The organism is Paenarthrobacter sp. NPDC091711, from assembly GCF_044756605.1.
In the GTDB taxonomy this organism is placed as follows: Bacteria; Actinomycetota; Actinomycetes; order Actinomycetales; family Micrococcaceae; genus Arthrobacter.
The window spans coordinates 183,030-198,538 of record NZ_JBIVTF010000007.1; the positions used below are offsets into that span (position 1 = coordinate 183,030).

Sequence of the window (15,509 nt, forward strand, 5' to 3'; positions counted from 1 at the left end):
TGATGCTTGGTTGCGGTTCGCGCTTCGTCCTGCGGCAGCCATCGACTCCACATCTTTTCAACTACCTTCAATGCTCGCGCCTATTCTTCATTCTCATCTCATAGACAAGATGTCCATACCGCGGTAAATTGAGGATACGTCGTTGAGAGAGGTCACCCCATGAATACAAAAACTGAGGTCCTTACAGACCTGGAACTGAGCGGCATCATTCAGGAAGCCCGATGGCGGGTCATTGACACTGTTGCCTCCAGCAAAGCCGGACACATCGGTGGACCCTTGTCCGCTATGGACGTGCTTGTATCGCTGTACTTCAAGCACCTGCGAATAGATCCAAATAGTCCTCAGGACCCGGACCGGGACCGGTTCATCCTGTCGAAAGGCCATTGCGCGATCGGCCTCTACACGGTGCTAGCCCTGCGCGGGTACTTTTCGGTAGACGAACTGGCCAGCTTTGATCACGGAGACTCTCGTCTTCAGGGGCACCCGGATATGCTTCTGACCCCCGGAGTCGATGCGTCCACCGGATCATTGGGCCAAGGCCTCTCCAGCGGTGCGGGGATGGCCCTGGGAGCCAAAAAGCTGGGAAAGGACTTCCATACCTGGGTCATGCTGGGTGACGGCGAGATCGGAGAAGGCATGGTGTGGGAGACGGTTCTATCCGCGCCAAGGTTTGGGCTCGACAATCTCACCGCGATCGTGGACGTCAACGGACTTCAACAATATGGTTGGCCGGCGGGGCCGGGGGACCGCTTCGACCGCAGCGAACCCTTGGGGCACGTGGACTTGGAGGCCGTGTTCACCGGCTTTGGCTGGAACACGATCAGCATCAACGGACACGACCTGAAGGAGATATCGGACGCGCTCAGTTTTGCCCAGTCGTTTCGCGGAGTTTCCGGGAAGCCGACAGCGATTATTTCGAACACTACCAAGGGGTTCGGCGTCTCATTTACCCAAGGAACGTACAAGTGGCACAACGGCATAGCCACTGAAGAACAACTGCGGATCGCCCGCGAAGAACTCGGCCAGAACATGGAGGCAGCCAAGTGAGCACCAAAGCGCAGCGTCAGGTTTGGGGTGAGACGCTATCTGAACTTTCGGACCTGGACGAGCGGATACTCGTTCTGGATGGCGATCTTGCAACGTCAACCAGGGCAGATATCCTGGCAGAGTCTCACCCCGAAAGGTTCATCCAAGTCGGCATTGCCGAGCAGAATATTGTTGGCATGGCCTTCGGCCTCAGCACCGTCGGGTACCGGCCATGGTTGTCCTCGTTTGGCGTCTTCTTCACCCACCGGGCCCTGGACCAAGTGAGAATGCTGGTTTCACAGACCAAGGCACCGGTTCGTATTGCGGCGGCCTACGCCGGCTTGCTGAACGGTTCCAGTGGCAAAACACACCAGGACATCGAAGACTTCGCCATCATGCGGGCCATGCCGAACATGACCGTCATCGCCCCCGCAGATGCTGTGGAAGCGCGCGCGGCGATCAAGTGGGTGGCGGAGTACGACGGACCCGTTTACATTCGCTTCGCGCGGGACGCCGTTCAGGCCGTCTTTGAAGACGACTACGTCTTTACCCCGTACAAGCCTGTCGTCCTGCGGGACGGCTCCGATCTCACGGTAGTTTCCACGGGCGTGCAGACCTCAAGGGTTTCGCAAGCCTTGGATTCCCTCGAGCTGGAAGGTATTGGGGCGAAACACATTCACGTACCGATGTTGAAGCCCCTGGATGAGCATGAGTTGCTGCATGAACTCGGTGGCGCTCAGTTGATTGTCACAGTGGAAGAACACAGCGTGCTGGGTGGACTCGGCGGGCTCGTTTGCGAGCTTACTGCTGGATCACCAGAGCCCGCGCGGGTGACCCGGATCGGACTCGAGGATCGCTGGTCCGAGTCTGCACCAAACGATTTCCTTTTGGATAAATACGGATTGTCTCCTGCCAAGGTCGCCCAGCAGATCAAGGCTAGCCTGAACACGCGGAAGTGAATGAAGGCCATTATGTCCAAGCCACTCCAGACCCTGGGCCCACGTGAAACAGTGAAGCAGACCGCGCTATCATCTTTGTCGCGTATCGTCACCCTCACTCCCGCCCCTGCGATAGACAGGGTCTACTTTCTTGATCGAATGGTCGAGGGCCACGTCAACAGGGCCACCAGGGTGGAAACGTACCTCGCAGGCAAGGGCATCAATGTTGCACGCGCCCTTAGCCTCGCTGGGAATGTCGCCACCGCTGTAGTGCCCATCAACGCCGAGGACCTTGAACTGGCCGAGGGCAGCGAAAGCGTTCGTAAGAAAGTCTTCAAGACCGTGGAGGTCACTGCGCCCACACGGGTGAACGCGATAATTGTTGACACGGACGGCGCGACCACGAACTTCAATGAGAGTGCCGCACCTCTGTCCACTGCAAAGTGGCAGCAACTGTGCGCGGCAACACTTCACGAAGTCGAACGAGTCAAAGCAGACTGGCTCGTCCTCGGAGGATCCCTGCCGGCGGACACCACCACGGGCCGTGAAGTCGATCCCGGTGACCTCTTTCGGGCGGCACGCCGGGCTGGTGCCTCAACCTGCCTGGACACGTCAGGCGAAACTCTCAGAGCGTGGGCGTCCTCAGCAAATCCGGTGGACCTGGTGAAACCAAACAAGGAGGAACTCGCAGATATCACCGGAACGCAGCTGAGGACCATGCGGGATGTGGTCTACGCAGCGAACCTGCTCCGGAAAAGGGGAGTTCGGACGGTCTTGGCCAGCCTGGGCAGTGACGGACTCGTTGAAGTGAACGAGCACGAGGTCCTCTGGGCGCGGGGACCCTCCGCTAAAGTCCTCAACACCACCGGGGCGGGCGACGCTGCCTTGGCCGGATATCTCAGCGCGTTGCCTCACGCCTCGGCCGCCCCCTTCACGCATGAGGTGGTTCGTGAGGCACTGGCCCGGGCGGTTGCCTGGGGCGCGCTCGCCGTCCAGGAACCAACCACCATCCTCCCCCGAGTAGTTTTCTCTCCGGAGGGAATCTCGGTTTCCGCCCCGGACCCCGACTACCTTCTGTCCCGGTAAGTTCGCCACTACTTACTATCCACAATCCGCCAGGGCCCGCGTCTCGCAACCACGGGCCCTGGCTTCTTTTGGCCGCGGATAGTGCCTACGGAATGTAGCGGTTGTTGCGCAGGAAGTTCAAGTGGTTCAGGAGGCTCTGGTGGGAGTCGATGCAGTCGTGGAAACCGGCCTGGCGGATCTTGATGGTGCTTTGCACCATGTCAAAGTCGGAAGCCAGCCAGCCTTCGACAAATGGCCATGAGGCAATGGTGGCCCATGGGGTTGGACGCAGTCCGTACTGGGTGACCATGGTTTGCCAGAGGTCTTCCTTATCGCTCATTTGCTCAAGCAGCGGCACCGGCTGGGGTTCCGCCGTCGGCATGTCGAAGAACTCGGCTAGGTCGACCCAAAGCTGGCTCCAACGGAAATTATCGCCGTTGGTTACGTTGAAGATTTCTGCGTGTGCACTGTCAGCGGTCAGCGCCCAGGAAATGGCGCGTGCCAGCAGAGCCGAATCTGTGGCTTGATGCAGGGCATTCCACGTTCCGGGGAGGCCGGGGAAACGCGGCGGAACACCCTGTTCCTTACTGACTGCGGCGAAAACGGCCAATCCGTTGACGATGTTCATGGGAGATCCCGCACTGAAACCGAATACCCCATCGGGACGCAGGACCGTCCAGGAGAATTTCCGGTCGAGAGCGCGCTGCTTCAGTTCATCCTCTTGGTTGTTGTAGAAAATGGGCCCCAGGAAACGTGCATCCGATTCTTTCGCGGGCGTTTTGTAGTGGCCCAAGTGTTCCCCATAGGACTTTCCGCCTCCCACCATGACCACTCTGGTGAGGTTGCCCCCTAGGGACTGAAGGGCATCAAGCGTGTTCACCAGCATGGCGGTGTTGGGCGCCACGGCTGCCCGCATCGGCATGTCGAGGTAGGCGGCGTAGACCACGTGTGTGACCGCCGTCAGGGACGCGAAACGCTCCTTCACCGCGTCCTGATCCAGTAGGTCCACGCTCACGTGCCGGACATTGCTCCGTGCTTTCAATTCCTCCAAAGGCCCACGCCTGGCAACGGTCACCACGTCCCAGCCCGCGTCCGCGAGCTGCAGAGCTGCGGCGCGCCCTATGACTCCATGCGCTCCGACCACCATGACTCGACCGTGCCCCACGTTCCGAACTTCTTCCATCACATTCCATCCCGGTTCTCTGCTTACATCTGAAAATGGTTTGGGCCGGGCCAATGGCCCGGCCCAAACCGTTATACACGCGCAGTGTGCGCGTTGTTATTGTGGCGTTCGACGCCGCTTTCGCACTTAGTGGGAGTCGGCACCTTCGAGGGCATCGTCGCTCGCCACGGCTTGGACGTGGTCATGCGGGTCTCCCTTGTAAGCCCAGATCCGCTTGTAGGAGCCGGATCCAAGATCGTCCAGCAGGTCAGGTCCTGCGGGACTCCAGCCCAGCTCTGTGCGAGCCTTCGCAGAGTCAACGCGGCTGTTGCTGGAAATTGCCACGTCCACCCAGCGCTGGCCCAAAGCCTCGTACGCGACCTCCGGCGTGCAAGATTCAGCGGTCTGCAGCCCGACCAACCCGGCTATTCTCTCTGCGATGTCGCCCATGCGGGCTTCGCCAGCCGCCAGGTTGTAGGCGCTGCCGGCTGGAGCCTTGTGCAAGGCCAGGAAGTAGGCTTCCGCGAGGTCGGCGATATACACGTTGGACCAACGGTTGTCACCTCGGCCGACGTACAGGCTGCGCCCTGACGTAATGGCCTGGCGGATCAGCAATGGCAGCTGTTCGCTGGCGCCATCGCCGAAGATCATGGAGGGACGCAGAACCACAGTGTGGATACCCCTGCTGGCGGCGTCGATCACCGCAAGGTCCGTGGCATAGCGCGTTGCGACAATCTCAGCGGGGGAGTGCTGGACCTCCTCGGTAAAGATCGTTGGGTTGAGCTCGCCCTGTGCCAAGTCCGTGTAGATACCCGTTCCGCTGGTGCGGATGAATTTCTTTCCGGTTCCCTCCAACGCTGTGAGGAACACCTGGGTGGATTCAGCATGATCGGCTGTTGCCGTATCAATAACTGCATCTGCAGCCAAGGCTGCTTCCCGAAGGACTGAAGAGTCATCGAGCCCTCCGAGTACAGGGGTGATCCCGCGGGCGCGCAGCGCCTTGGCACCGCTTTCGCTCCGGACGAGACCGCTAACGACGTGGCCGGACTGGAGGAGCCGCTGGGAAACGGCCTGTCCGATGTATCCGGTGGCACCAGTGACGAAGATATGCATGGTTTTCCTTATTGTTTGCGTGATTTCTCTGCGGGAGTACTTAGGCCAAGTGGCTTAGCGGGTCTTGCTGCTGCCCTGGGGCCAGGATGCTGGGACGGTCATCGTCCAGGAGGAGGCGGCGAATGTCTGAGCAGACGCTTTCGGCCAAGACCCCAATCGGTGCGTGGTCGGGGTGTTCCAGATACCGTTGGTATCCATCTTCCGAATCGAACACGGACACATAACCGGTGACGTTGAGGTCATCGTAGGCGCGGATGACTCGTACCTCTTCCAGTTCCGGGATCTTCCCGGGAAGCGCCCGCAAAGCGTCCTCGAAACTGGATCGTGCCTCGTTTCTGATGTCCTCGGGGAAAGTGAAGCTGACAAGTTGGTAGAACATCGTGTTTCCTGCGCCCTATCTCTGTTGTTGTTTTAGTTGTTCGATATTGGATTTGTGCTCAACGGTGACGAAGACCAGTTGAGATTCCCCGATGTTTTCCAGATCGTGAAGTAGGTATTCTCCGCGTCCGAAGCGAAAATGACGGGTATCACCCACGGCGTAGCCCACCTCTCTGGTGGTTCCATCGTCTTCGTGCTGCCTACTGTGTCCGGCGCTGACAGCGGTCCAGAAATAGTCCAGGACGTGGCGGTGAGCGGGGAGCCTATGGCCGGGGTCCAGCCTGATCTCCCACACCCTGACGTCCTCCGTTTCGGAGAGTATGCGCTGTCCCACCGCGAAGTTGTAGGCGTTGTCACGAAAGTCTTGGAGAACTTCGGCGGGCCAGTCATGGAAGCTCCGGGCTACCACGGTCCCTGCCCGCTGGCTTCCGTGCGGAATGGTGGCTTGGCTTTCCTGGGTAGTCACGATGTGTCCTCTTGGTAGCTGGCGAGGGAGGATCAGATAAACGTCGTGACGCCTCCGTTGACGGTGTATTCGGCCCCGGTGATGAAGCCTGCGGCCGGTGAGGCGAGGAAGAGGATTACTGGAGCGACGTCGTCGGCTGTCCCCAGTCTTCCCATCGGAAGCCCTGAATCCTCCACGAAGGCCTCGATTGCTTCATCCCGTGGCACATCGAATTTGCGTGCTTGGGAGTCAAGAAAACCTCCGGGCCTATCCCACATGGGTGTGTAAATATGTGCGGGAGCAACAACATTGGACCGAATTCCTTTCGGCCCGAATTCCCGGGACAAGAGCTTGGACAAGGACAAAATTGCCGCCTTTGAAACGCTGTAGTCCGGAGCATCTACCAGCGGAGTTCGTCCTGCTTCCGAGCCCACATGGATGATTGATCCTGAACCGGTTTCAAGCATGTGAGGAAGAACCTCCCGGCACATTCTGACGTAGCCCATGAAGTTGAGCTCCATTGTGGATTCCCACATTTCATCGGTGACATCAAGGAAGCCCTGCCGGACGGCTACGGCCCCTGCATTGTTGACCAGGACGTCGATCCCGCCAAAGCGTTGCAGGGCCTGGCGGACTGCGACCCCAGGGGTCCCGGGAAGAGACAGGTCCGCGGAGATATGGAGGAAATGGTCGGCATTCGTGCTGGTGGTGATTTCCGTTTCCGCTGGTTCTCGGCTGATTCCAACAACGTTCGCTCCTTCCTTGAGGAAATGTTCGGCGGCGGCGAGCCCGATTCCTTGGCTGGCACCTGTAATGAGGACAGTCTTGCCACTGAAGATTCTGTTCATGATCCGTATGCCTTCCTCTGTTCATGCAAATCAGATATTCGCAGAGGACACCGAGCCTAGCTGCCTAGTGGCTGCGGGTCTCGGGTTCGAGGGTCAGGAATTGGCGGAGTGATTTTGCGCTGGTGGGTGGTGGTGAATCCTGAGGCCTCGACGGGGCTTGCCTCAATGGTTCCACGAAGCCAGGCGGGGCGTCCAAGACCAGAATGCAATGCCTGACCAAAGCGCTGCTTATGGCTCTTGTTGGCCGGTTTTCGGCGCTTGACCCGGGCGGGTCAGGACCACATCAGGGCGTAAGAGCCTTCGCGGAGTTCGTCCTGTAGGCCGGGCCCCTTGGGCAGCCATCCAAGCTCGATTCTCGCCTTGGTGGCATCAATCCGGCAGTTGCTGGCCAGGACGCCATCGACGAATTTCACGCCGTAAGCCTCATAGGCAGCGTCCATGGTGCACGACTCTGCACCCGGGTACCCCAAGATTGCGGCGATGTCCTGAGCAATATCGGCAACGGAGGATTCGCCGGCAGCAATGTTGTACAGGCTTCCGGATGGCGCTTTCTCCACCGCCAAGACAAACGACTCCGCGAGGTCCGCGAGGTACACATGAGATTGCCTGTTGGCGCCTGGGCCAACGTAGAGGCTTCGCCCCGCATTGATTGCGCGCCTAATCAGCCCACCGATCACCGGTCCACTGGCTTCTCCGTAGGGAATTGCGGGCCGCAAGACAGCGGTGTGAATGCCTCTTTCCGCAGCCTGCTGGACCTGGGCATCCGTTTCGAGAATTTCAGCCAGCCCGCGAATGGGAGATACGGCCTTTCGCTCCTTGTGCACAATCTTGCCTAGCGAACCGAGTGAGGCGTCGACGTAGACTCTCGAGGTGCTGTTTCGGATGTACCGCTTGCCCGTGCCCTCCAAGGTGGCAAGGAATAGCTTGGCCGCTGGCAGGTGACCGGACACATCCACCACCGCACTAACCAGCTGGGTCACATTTCGGATAGTTTCGCCGTCTTCGAGAGTGGCCAGGATGGGAGTTATTCCCCTGGACTCCAGGACTTTTGTGCCTGTGACGGTGTCGGTGAGCCCGAACGTCTCGTGGCCCGCCGCTTTGAGTCGCAACGCAACGGCCAGTCCGACGTACCCGGTTGATCCGGTGACGAGTACAGACATTCTAGTTCCCTTCGGCTGAACGTCTAGCAGACGCTGCGGATCCTGCACAGTACGTTCGCCAACATCGTTTCATGGTAAGTGCCGGGCCTCTAATAGAACTCCGTTTTGGCACCCATGAGCGTTGGTTATGGCTGTGAGTGGTTCTGTTTGCGGTGGTGACTTTCGGGCGGCTCAAGAACGGCGGGAAGTTTCTGCAGAAGTTCCACGTATCTCTTGGCCGTGGGCGACAGCTTAGTGCGGCTGTACACAGCAAGATCGCGGGTAAGAGCTGGAAAAGGCTCCACAGCCACGCCAGGTCCGTCCAGGGGCAGGGCGTTTGCCGGGAGCAGGGCAACGCCCGCACCCGCGCCGGCAAGCTTCACAGCGCTGTCTATTTGACCTGTGTGGAACACGAAGTTTGGAGTCACGTTGGCCGATTGCATGTATTCACGGATGAATTCGCCCAATCCGTGGTTTCCCTCGAAAGTGATCCACGAGTGGGTATGGAGGGCGCTCACCGGGAGGACTCCCCGTGACTGTGGCGCACCCTGGGGCACTTTGCCTTCGTATGGCTGGACCTCCTTCAGGATGGGGTCATCCGGAGCCAGGTACAGCACAAAGATTTCATGTCCGAGGTCGACCACGGGGCCACTCCACTGCTTTGGTGTGGGCCCGACGGCAAGATCGCCGGCACCGGAGGCCACCGACTCTTCCAGTGTTCTCCTGTGGGCGTATTCCAATAGGGTGACCGGGATCTTGGGGTTGTCCGTGTGCCAACGGAGCAGGGACGGCGGGAGGATTCCGGCGGCGATCGAAAGTACCGTGGCGATGACCAGTTCTCCCGCTTCTCCACTTAGGACCTCGCGGGCGGCCTTCCTGGCGTCCTCGGCCGCCTTCAATGCAATTCGTGCATGCTCTGCATAGGCCCTGCCAGCGGGCGTCAGCCGCACAGTTCCGGTGGTCCGCTCGATAAGTTCTCCACCAGCCGCGCGCTCAAGTGCACGGATCTGTTGACTGAGGCCCGGCTGTGAAACGCGAAGGAGTTCAGCGGCGCGCGTAAAGGATCCCTCTTCGGCTACTACCAGTAGGTACTCCATCTGTCTCAACGTCACCTTATAAGCATAGGTTATGCGATCGGCTGGAAATAGCTCTTGGACTTTCCTGTGCGCCGCGCCACAAGCTGGAGGCATCAGATCACGAGCGGCTTGGCGTCCGCAGTTCAAACGCCCGAATGCCGAGTGTCGCCTTCGCTGCAGCTCTGCATTAATCCTTGGAGGGAAAACGATGAAAAACGGTATGTTCGTCTTCGACTGCGTGGTTCACACCCAGGACTTCACCGACCGGCAGGTGCGGCCCGGCGGGGACGGCCGCCAGGTCCGAGCCCACCGCAGTAATCAGGGGCAGTTCAACAAGCTCATGGCAACCAAGGGCCCGGCCGACAAGCCCGACTTCTACGATCCAGTGGACGTTGACTGGGCGAACAAGACGCTTTTTGAGGAGTCGGACACAGATATTGCCATGGTGTGCACTGTTCCGCTCTTCGGGCAGTGGCAGAACTCTTTGGGACCAGCGGAATTGAACTATCAGCTGGCCGCTTCCAACCCTTCCCGGTTTTACTTCACAGGTGGCGTTGACCCTGTGTGGCAGGGGCTGGATTTCGCTTTGGAAGAGATGGAGCGACAGGTCAAGGAATGGGGAGCTGTCAGCTTCAAGTTCTACCAGTATCACGACGAGAACCATCACTGGCGAGCAGATGACAAGGAGATCGCCTACCCACTATGGGAGAAGGCCATTGAGCTCGGAATTAAGATGGTTCAGTTTCACAAGGGATACCCCTTGGGTATGCAGCCAGTGGAAGCATTCCGACCTAACGACATACAAATGGCGGCCTATGATTTCCCGGAATTGAACTTTGGTATCCACCACCTTGGCGATCCGTACGTTGATGAACTTGTCAGCATCGCGTCGCGCTTTCCCAACATCTACCTGATGCTTCCGCTGTGGCATAACCAGTACTACCTCCAGCCCTACCCCATGCTGCACCGCCTCGGCCAGACGTTGCTCTTCGTCGGCGCGGACAAGCTTTGCTATGGATCAGAGGGGTTTCTGTGGCCTCACATGCAAACGTACATCGACACTTGGGCCACCCTCGAGATGCCTGAAGAACTCCAGGACAAATACGGATACCCGGAGCTGACCCCTGAGATCAAAGAGCAGGTCTTTGGCCTGAATTTCGCCCGGGGACTTGGGATTGATCTTGAACTCAAGAAGAAGGAGCTGGGGTTGCTGTGACCATGACCGAGAACATTGGCCCCTTTGACGAGGATCTTCAGGAGGCGCTCTCCTATATTCGTCCCTTGCTTAAGGGCCACTCAGGCGACCTGACAATCGAGGGTGTTGAGGACGGTGTGGTCACGGTTGCTTTCCACAACGCCTGCCACTCATGCCCGGCAATCTCGGTGACGTTTGCCGGTCTGGTCCGCTCCCGCCTGATGCAGGTGGACGGCGTCAAGGACGTCAAGTCTTCGCAAGTCCATGCATCGCGGCGTGCCCTGGATCGCATCGCCGCCACACTCGGAGGCCCGGCGCACTACAGACCGGCCCAGCCGGCCTCAAGGCAGTCCATTTCCCTAGGCAGCAAGCAGCCCGCTGACTGCCGGCCGGAGGCAGTCGCCGAGGCGGGAGGACATTGATATGAGCCATGGCAAGCTCTCGTTCAGGCTCGACAACGGCGTCGCGATGGTGACGGGTGGGGCGTCCGGCATAGGTAGTGCCATCGCCATCGCCCTGGCGGAGATGGGCAGTCATGTGGCCTTGGTTGACCTGCCTTCCAGCGATCCTTCGGCAACATTGGAGGCAATCGAAGCTGAGGGAAGAAACGCTGAGTTTATCGCTGCCGACGTAACCAGTGCTGAGCAGATGGAGGCTGCCGTGCGACGGACCGAGGGCTCATTGGGGCCCCTGACCACGGCAGTGAATTCCGCTGGAATAGCCGGTGCGGTCCCAGCGGAGGATATGACCACGGAGCAGTTCGAGCGCGTCTTTCGTGTGAATGTCACCGGGGTCTTCCTCAGCTGCCAGGCGCAAGCTCGGGCCATGAGGCAGAACGGAGGGGGTGCAATCGTGAATCTGGCCTCCATCTCCGGGATCGTTTCCCACCGGGAGATGTTGCAGTCTCACTACAACAGTTCCAAGGCCGCTGTTGCGCACTTGTCGAAATCGCTGGCCACCGAATGGGCGCCGTACCGCATACGCGTCAACTCCATCTCTCCGGGTTTCACGCGAACGCCTATGAACGATCGCGCCGAAGTGGCGAGCATTTTGGACGAAGCCGTAACTCGGAACACGCCGCTGGGCCGCCCTGCGGATCCTTTTGAGATGGCAGGGCCAGCACTGTTTCTCCTGTCTCCTGCCGCCAGTTTTTGCACGGGCGCGGACCTCGTCGTGGATGGCGGCTTCACCGCTTGGTGAGCACTGTAACGCCGAAGGATCGATAACCCACGGTTATCGGCACCCAAGCATCTTTGACTTGGACTTATCGTGACGGTCCTCACAGACTGGAAATATCTTCGCAGGTTCCCGGCCTAATCGCCGGCACCGCGGTACAACCCGCTACACACCCACCCTGCGAAGAGCCACACCCCAACACTCATCACCGTTCGAGATTTTCTTACAGAGAGGTAAGGCCCATCGTGATGAACGAATCAAGCCGCTCAGCGCAAACAGAACCAGCCCAGGTTGGACAGCAGAGGAAGCCGCGTTCCCGCCGCCCACTGGGCGTCGCCCTGGCCATGCTCGCCACAGCCGCCTTGGCGCTGACTGGTTGCAGTGCGGACAACGCCGCCAACGCAGGCGGGTCGGGCAAGAAGACAATCGGTGTTTCCATGCCTGAATTTCATTCCCTCTTTTATGTTGCAGCCGTTGACGGCATGAAGAAGGCTGCTGCCGATGAAGGCTACGAGCTTGTGGTCCTCAACGCGAATGGCAATTCGTCGCAGCAGGTCAACCAGGTCCAGAACCTGGTGACGCAGCAAGTCGGCGCAGTTATCTTCGCCATGCAGGATGCAACAGCCGGCGCAGCGGGAGTGGCTGAGGCAAAGGGCGCCAACATCCCCGTCATTGCCATCGACCAGCGCCCTCAAGGCGATGTCACCACATTCATCGGCAGCGATAGCGTCAAGGCATCCACTGAGCTGTGTGACTACCTGGCCAAGCAGATGGGCGGCAAGGGCAACCTCGCCATCATCAAGGGTGTCCTCGGTTCCTCCACTGAAATTGAGCGTTCCAAGGGATGCGCAAGCATTCTTGAGAAGAATCCAGACATCAAAGTGGTCTCCACCACCAACGCTGACTGGGACGAAAACAAGGCCTACAACGTGGCACAAGACGTGCTGACTGCCAATCCTGAGCTGCAGGCAATCTTCGCCCAGAACGATGGAATGGCCCTCGGTGCGGCTAAGGCGGCAGCCCAAGCCGGCCGCTCCAACCTCAAGATCGTCAGCGTGGACGGCTTCCCGCAGGTTTACGACGCCATCGAGTCCGGTCAGGTTTTGGCCACGATGTCGCAGGAGCCGTATCAAATGGGTGAGCTTGCTGTCCGCACGGCCATTAAAGCCATGAACGGTGAGGCCGGGTCCATTGAGAAAGAACAGCTGCAGCCCACGGTCCTGGTTACCAAGGAAAACCTTGAAGAGGCTCGTTCCGCCGGATACTACGGCCCCGCGAAATAGCAGAAGTCCGGCCTGCCCGCAGCGCGGGCGGGCCGGAGCTACCCAAACTAAGAAGGAAAACATGTCAATCCTCAGCACGGGACCGGTACCTCTCAATGGAGGATCGCTGACCGAGGAGCCCAAGGCACTCCGGGGCACAGGCCTCACGAAACAGTACGGCGGCAACACTGTGCTGCATGGAGTGGACATCACCCTGAGAGCAGGCACGGTTCTTGGATTCATCGGGGAAAACGGCGCAGGTAAATCCACCCTCAGCTCCATACTGGCGGGCATCAAGTCACCGGATGCTGGAGAGATGTTCCTGAATGGACTTCCCTACGCCCCGACGGGTCCGGCTTCTGCGCTGAACAGCGGCGTGGCCATTATTCATCAGGAAATCAAGATGGTCCCGCGGCTCAGCGTTGCCGAAAACATGTTCCTGGGGCGATGGCCGAAGAAGCGGGGCCGCGTGGACACTGCCTCCATGGCTGAGCAGGCCGAGGCGGCCCTGGCCGTTTTAGGAGCCAAGATCAATCCGCGGCGGCCCGTAGCTGGACTCTCGATGGCCGCGCAGCAGGAAATAGAGATCGCAAAAGCCATCCTGCGGGACCCGTCATACGTGATCTTTGACGAACCGTCAGCTTCTTTGGGGCAGGAGGAAACCGAGAAGGTTCTCGACCAAATCAGGGTCCTTCGTGACCGGGGTGCGGGCGTCATTTACATCAGCCATCGCTTGGACGAAATCTCGGCTATAGCTGACGAAATTCTTTGCCTCCGCGACGGGCACAGGGCGATGGCCTGGGACACAGGCGATGTCAGCAAGGACCAGATGATCCGCGCCATGGTGGGCCGCGAGTTCGTGTACGCACACGAGGCCCCTCAACCCGCTGAGCCGGATGTCGTGCTGGAGGTCAAGAACTTGGCTCGCCACGGAGCGTTCAGCGATATCTCCTTCTCTGTGCGCAAGGGGGAGATTCTTGGGATGTCTGGTCTTGTAGGAGCAGGCCGCACCGAAGTTGTCCGGACCCTTGCCGGTGCCGATCGTGCGGACGCCGGCACGATCGCCGTCGACGGCAAAGAGGTGAAGATCAGCAACGTTGCCAGTGCCATTCGACAAGGCATTTTCATGGTTCCCGAGGACCGCAAAGGCCAGGGGTTGAACCTGGGCAGAAGCGGAGGCGAGAACATGGTCCTGCCGTGGGAAAAGACGCTGACCACCAGTGGTTTCGTGTCCAGTAGGACCGTGAAGCGCGTCGAGCGCGCACAGGCACAGGAGTTGGACATCCGCGGGAACCTGGACATTCCTGTCCTTTTCCTCTCCGGAGGAAACCAGCAGAAAGTCCTCCTGGCGAAGTGGCTAGTGCGGAAACCAAAGGTCCTCATCCTTGACGAGCCCACACGTGGCGTGGATGTGGGCGCAAAGGCCGCAATCTATGAAATTGTTCGCAAACTGGCCGCCGACGGGGTAGCCATCATCGTCGTCTCCTCAGAGCTCGAAGAGGTCCTCGGACTCTCTCATCGTGTGCTCGTCATGGCAGGGGGGCAGCAGCGCGGCATTCTCAGCCGTGACGAGGCCCTCCCTGACCGTGTCATGGAACTCTCAGTGCCGTAGTGCACCCATACCCTTCAAAAAAGAAAGATAAGACTGTGCCTTCTACAAACACCGTCGGCCCTAAAGTCGAGCCAGGCGCCAGGGCGAATACCCGCTCAGGTATTGGCCAGGAGCCGTGGCAAACGAGAATCAAGCAGCTCGCCAAGAACATTCCGGGCCCGGTGATAGGGCTCGTGGTCATCTGCATCGCAATGTCCCTGCTCTCGCCCTACTTCCTGACGCCGAACAACCTCATCAACGTCCTCAGCCAGGTTTCCTACATCGGAATGATGGCCGTAGGCGCGGCCCTGGTCATTATCCTGGGAGGCATTGACCTGTCCGTGGGCTCCACGATGGCATTATCGTTCATGGCCACCGCTTTCCTTTACAAGGAAATAGGTTTGCCCTTTTGGCTCGCCATGGTCTGCGGGCTCATTCTTGGGGCTTTCATCGGACTGGTAAACGGACTCTTAGTGACTTTCGGGCACGTCCAGCCATTCATCGCCACGTTAGCAACCATGTTTGCCGGGGCGGGACTCGCTTTGTACATCACCAACGGGAACCCGGTTATCGGCTTCCCTGAGTGGTTCCTCGGCCTGTCCCGGACGAGACTGCTGGGCATACCTTTGCAGGTGTATCTGATGCTTCTGGTCTTCGTCCTCGCAGCACTCTGGCTGCGGTACCGGCCCTCCGGTAGGCAGCTCTACGCCATTGGCGGCAATGAAGAGGTCGCCCGCCTCTCCGGCATCAGTGTGAGGCTGGCCCAGGCACGCGTTTATGTCATTGCCGGATTCCTGGCCGCGTTGGCCGGCCTGGCTGTGGGAGCTAGGCTGGATTCAGCCCAGCCAACCGCTGGCAGTGCTTCTGATCTCTTGAGTGTGATTGCGGCAGTAGTCATCGGTGGTGCCAGCCTGTCAGGCGGTGTTGGCTCGATGTTCAGTACGTTTATAGGTCTTCTCATCATCGGAGTTCTCAACAACGGGCTTACCCTGTTGAACGTGTCGCCGAATCTCCAGCCCGTGGTCATCGGAGTGGTTATTGTGCTGGCAGTCATCAGCGATCGTGGCAATCTCCCTCTCAAACGGACTTGATGGA

General features: G+C 59.2%; 16 protein-coding genes. 9 read left to right on the plus strand and 7 right to left on the minus strand.

Annotated features, from left to right (window positions below; translation table 11 throughout):
* Positions 1-159 precede the first annotated feature (159 nt).
* The 3 genes from ACIQH5_RS13065 to ACIQH5_RS13075 are packed head-to-tail and all read left to right on the plus strand — an operon-like array spanning position 160 to position 3,050.
* Positions 160-1,047 (plus strand): transketolase, encoded by an 888-nt coding sequence (locus ACIQH5_RS13065; protein WP_400403868.1) that lies wholly within the window; start codon positions 160-162, stop codon positions 1,045-1,047.
* Positions 1,044-1,985 carry a transketolase family protein gene (locus ACIQH5_RS13070; RefSeq protein ID WP_250819565.1) on the plus strand — a complete coding sequence of 314 codons (942 nt, stop codon included), beginning with the start codon at positions 1,044-1,046 and terminating at the stop codon, positions 1,983-1,985. The genes ACIQH5_RS13065 and ACIQH5_RS13070 overlap by 4 nt, the downstream gene beginning before the upstream one ends.
* 12 nt (positions 1,986-1,997) lie before the next feature.
* On the plus strand, positions 1,998-3,050 hold the full coding sequence (locus ACIQH5_RS13075) for a 1-phosphofructokinase family hexose kinase (RefSeq protein WP_250819564.1): 1,053 nt from the start codon (positions 1,998-2,000) through the stop codon (positions 3,048-3,050).
* Between the two features lie 85 nt (positions 3,051-3,135).
* Here ACIQH5_RS13075 and ACIQH5_RS13080 read toward each other — a convergent pair whose 3' ends face one another.
* The 7 genes from ACIQH5_RS13080 to ACIQH5_RS13110 all read right to left on the minus strand — a co-directional run bounded on the left by ACIQH5_RS13080 (position 3,136) and on the right by ACIQH5_RS13110 (position 9,226).
* Complete coding sequence (locus ACIQH5_RS13080; RefSeq protein ID WP_400403871.1) at positions 3,136-4,212, minus strand: SDR family oxidoreductase; 1,077 nt, start codon at positions 4,210-4,212, stop codon at positions 3,136-3,138.
* 126 nt (positions 4,213-4,338) lie between these two features.
* Positions 4,339-5,304 (minus strand): NAD-dependent epimerase/dehydratase family protein, encoded by a 966-nt coding sequence (locus ACIQH5_RS13085; protein ID WP_400403874.1) that lies wholly within the window; start codon positions 5,302-5,304, stop codon positions 4,339-4,341.
* A 40-nt stretch (positions 5,305-5,344) separates the two neighbouring features.
* Positions 5,345-5,683: a Dabb family protein gene (locus ACIQH5_RS13090; protein ID WP_400403876.1), complete on the minus strand. Its 339-nt coding sequence runs from the start codon at positions 5,681-5,683 to the stop codon at positions 5,345-5,347.
* Positions 5,684-5,698: 15 nt separating this feature from the next.
* On the minus strand, positions 5,699-6,148 hold the full coding sequence (locus tag ACIQH5_RS13095; RefSeq protein WP_250819560.1) for a hypothetical protein: 450 nt from the start codon (positions 6,146-6,148) through the stop codon (positions 5,699-5,701).
* A gap of 32 nt (positions 6,149-6,180) precedes the next feature.
* Entirely contained in the window at positions 6,181-6,975 is a 795-nt protein-coding gene (locus ACIQH5_RS13100; protein WP_400403879.1) for an SDR family NAD(P)-dependent oxidoreductase, read from the minus strand.
* A gap of 272 nt (positions 6,976-7,247) precedes the next feature.
* Positions 7,248-8,135, minus strand: a complete 888-nt coding sequence (locus ACIQH5_RS13105; RefSeq protein WP_400403881.1) for an NAD-dependent epimerase/dehydratase family protein — start codon at positions 8,133-8,135, stop codon at positions 7,248-7,250.
* A 125-nt stretch (positions 8,136-8,260) separates the two neighbouring features.
* Positions 8,261-9,226 (minus strand): LysR family transcriptional regulator, encoded by a 966-nt coding sequence (locus tag ACIQH5_RS13110; protein ID WP_250819557.1) that lies wholly within the window; start codon positions 9,224-9,226, stop codon positions 8,261-8,263.
* Between the two features lie 172 nt (positions 9,227-9,398).
* Here ACIQH5_RS13110 and ACIQH5_RS13115 point away from each other — a divergent pair, with 172 nt between their 5' ends.
* From ACIQH5_RS13115 to ACIQH5_RS13140, 6 genes are all read left to right on the plus strand, one after another.
* Positions 9,399-10,406, plus strand: coding sequence for an amidohydrolase family protein (locus ACIQH5_RS13115; RefSeq protein ID WP_400403883.1), 1,008 nt, complete (start codon positions 9,399-9,401; stop codon positions 10,404-10,406).
* A gap of 2 nt (positions 10,407-10,408) precedes the next feature.
* Complete coding sequence (locus ACIQH5_RS13120) at positions 10,409-10,807, plus strand: NifU family protein (protein ID WP_400404002.1); 399 nt, start codon at positions 10,409-10,411, stop codon at positions 10,805-10,807.
* 1 nt (position 10,808) lies between these two features.
* Positions 10,809-11,585: an SDR family oxidoreductase gene (locus ACIQH5_RS13125; RefSeq protein ID WP_400403886.1), complete on the plus strand. Its 777-nt coding sequence runs from the start codon at positions 10,809-10,811 to the stop codon at positions 11,583-11,585.
* 224 nt (positions 11,586-11,809) lie between these two features.
* Complete coding sequence (locus tag ACIQH5_RS13130; RefSeq protein WP_400403888.1) at positions 11,810-12,844, plus strand: substrate-binding domain-containing protein; 1,035 nt, start codon at positions 11,810-11,812, stop codon at positions 12,842-12,844.
* 61 nt (positions 12,845-12,905) lie between these two features.
* Positions 12,906-14,435 carry a sugar ABC transporter ATP-binding protein gene (locus ACIQH5_RS13135; RefSeq protein ID WP_400403891.1) on the plus strand — a complete coding sequence of 510 codons (1,530 nt, stop codon included), beginning with the start codon at positions 12,906-12,908 and terminating at the stop codon, positions 14,433-14,435.
* Between the two features lie 35 nt (positions 14,436-14,470).
* Positions 14,471-15,505, plus strand: a complete 1,035-nt coding sequence (locus ACIQH5_RS13140; RefSeq protein ID WP_400403894.1) for an ABC transporter permease — start codon at positions 14,471-14,473, stop codon at positions 15,503-15,505.
* Positions 15,506-15,509: the final 4 nt, after the last annotated feature.

What these genes read in the sequence shown, in the direction of transcription:
- ACIQH5_RS13065 (WP_400403868.1), top strand. Translation starts at nt 160, where the DNA reads ATGAATACAAAAACTGAGGTCCTTACAGACCTGGAACTGAGCGGCATC.
- ACIQH5_RS13075 (WP_250819564.1), top strand. Translation starts at nt 1,998, where the DNA reads ATGTCCAAGCCACTCCAGACCCTGGGCCCACGTGAAACAGTGAAGCAG.
- ACIQH5_RS13080 (WP_400403871.1), bottom strand. Translation starts at nt 4,212, where the DNA reads ATGGAAGAAGTTCGGAACGTGGGGCACGGTCGAGTCATGGTGGTCGGA.
- ACIQH5_RS13085 (WP_400403874.1), bottom strand. Translation starts at nt 5,304, where the DNA reads ATGCATATCTTCGTCACTGGTGCCACCGGATACATCGGACAGGCCGTT.
- ACIQH5_RS13090 (WP_400403876.1), bottom strand. Translation starts at nt 5,683, where the DNA reads ATGTTCTACCAACTTGTCAGCTTCACTTTCCCCGAGGACATCAGAAAC.
- ACIQH5_RS13100 (WP_400403879.1), bottom strand. Translation starts at nt 6,975, where the DNA reads ATGAACAGAATCTTCAGTGGCAAGACTGTCCTCATTACAGGTGCCAGC.
- ACIQH5_RS13105 (WP_400403881.1), bottom strand. Translation starts at nt 8,135, where the DNA reads ATGTCTGTACTCGTCACCGGATCAACCGGGTACGTCGGACTGGCCGTT.
- ACIQH5_RS13115 (WP_400403883.1), top strand. Translation starts at nt 9,399, where the DNA reads ATGAAAAACGGTATGTTCGTCTTCGACTGCGTGGTTCACACCCAGGAC.
- ACIQH5_RS13120 (WP_400404002.1), top strand. Translation starts at nt 10,409, where the DNA reads ATGACCGAGAACATTGGCCCCTTTGACGAGGATCTTCAGGAGGCGCTC.
- ACIQH5_RS13125 (WP_400403886.1), top strand. Translation starts at nt 10,809, where the DNA reads ATGAGCCATGGCAAGCTCTCGTTCAGGCTCGACAACGGCGTCGCGATG.
- ACIQH5_RS13130 (WP_400403888.1), top strand. Translation starts at nt 11,810, where the DNA reads ATGAACGAATCAAGCCGCTCAGCGCAAACAGAACCAGCCCAGGTTGGA.
- ACIQH5_RS13135 (WP_400403891.1), top strand. Translation starts at nt 12,906, where the DNA reads ATGTCAATCCTCAGCACGGGACCGGTACCTCTCAATGGAGGATCGCTG.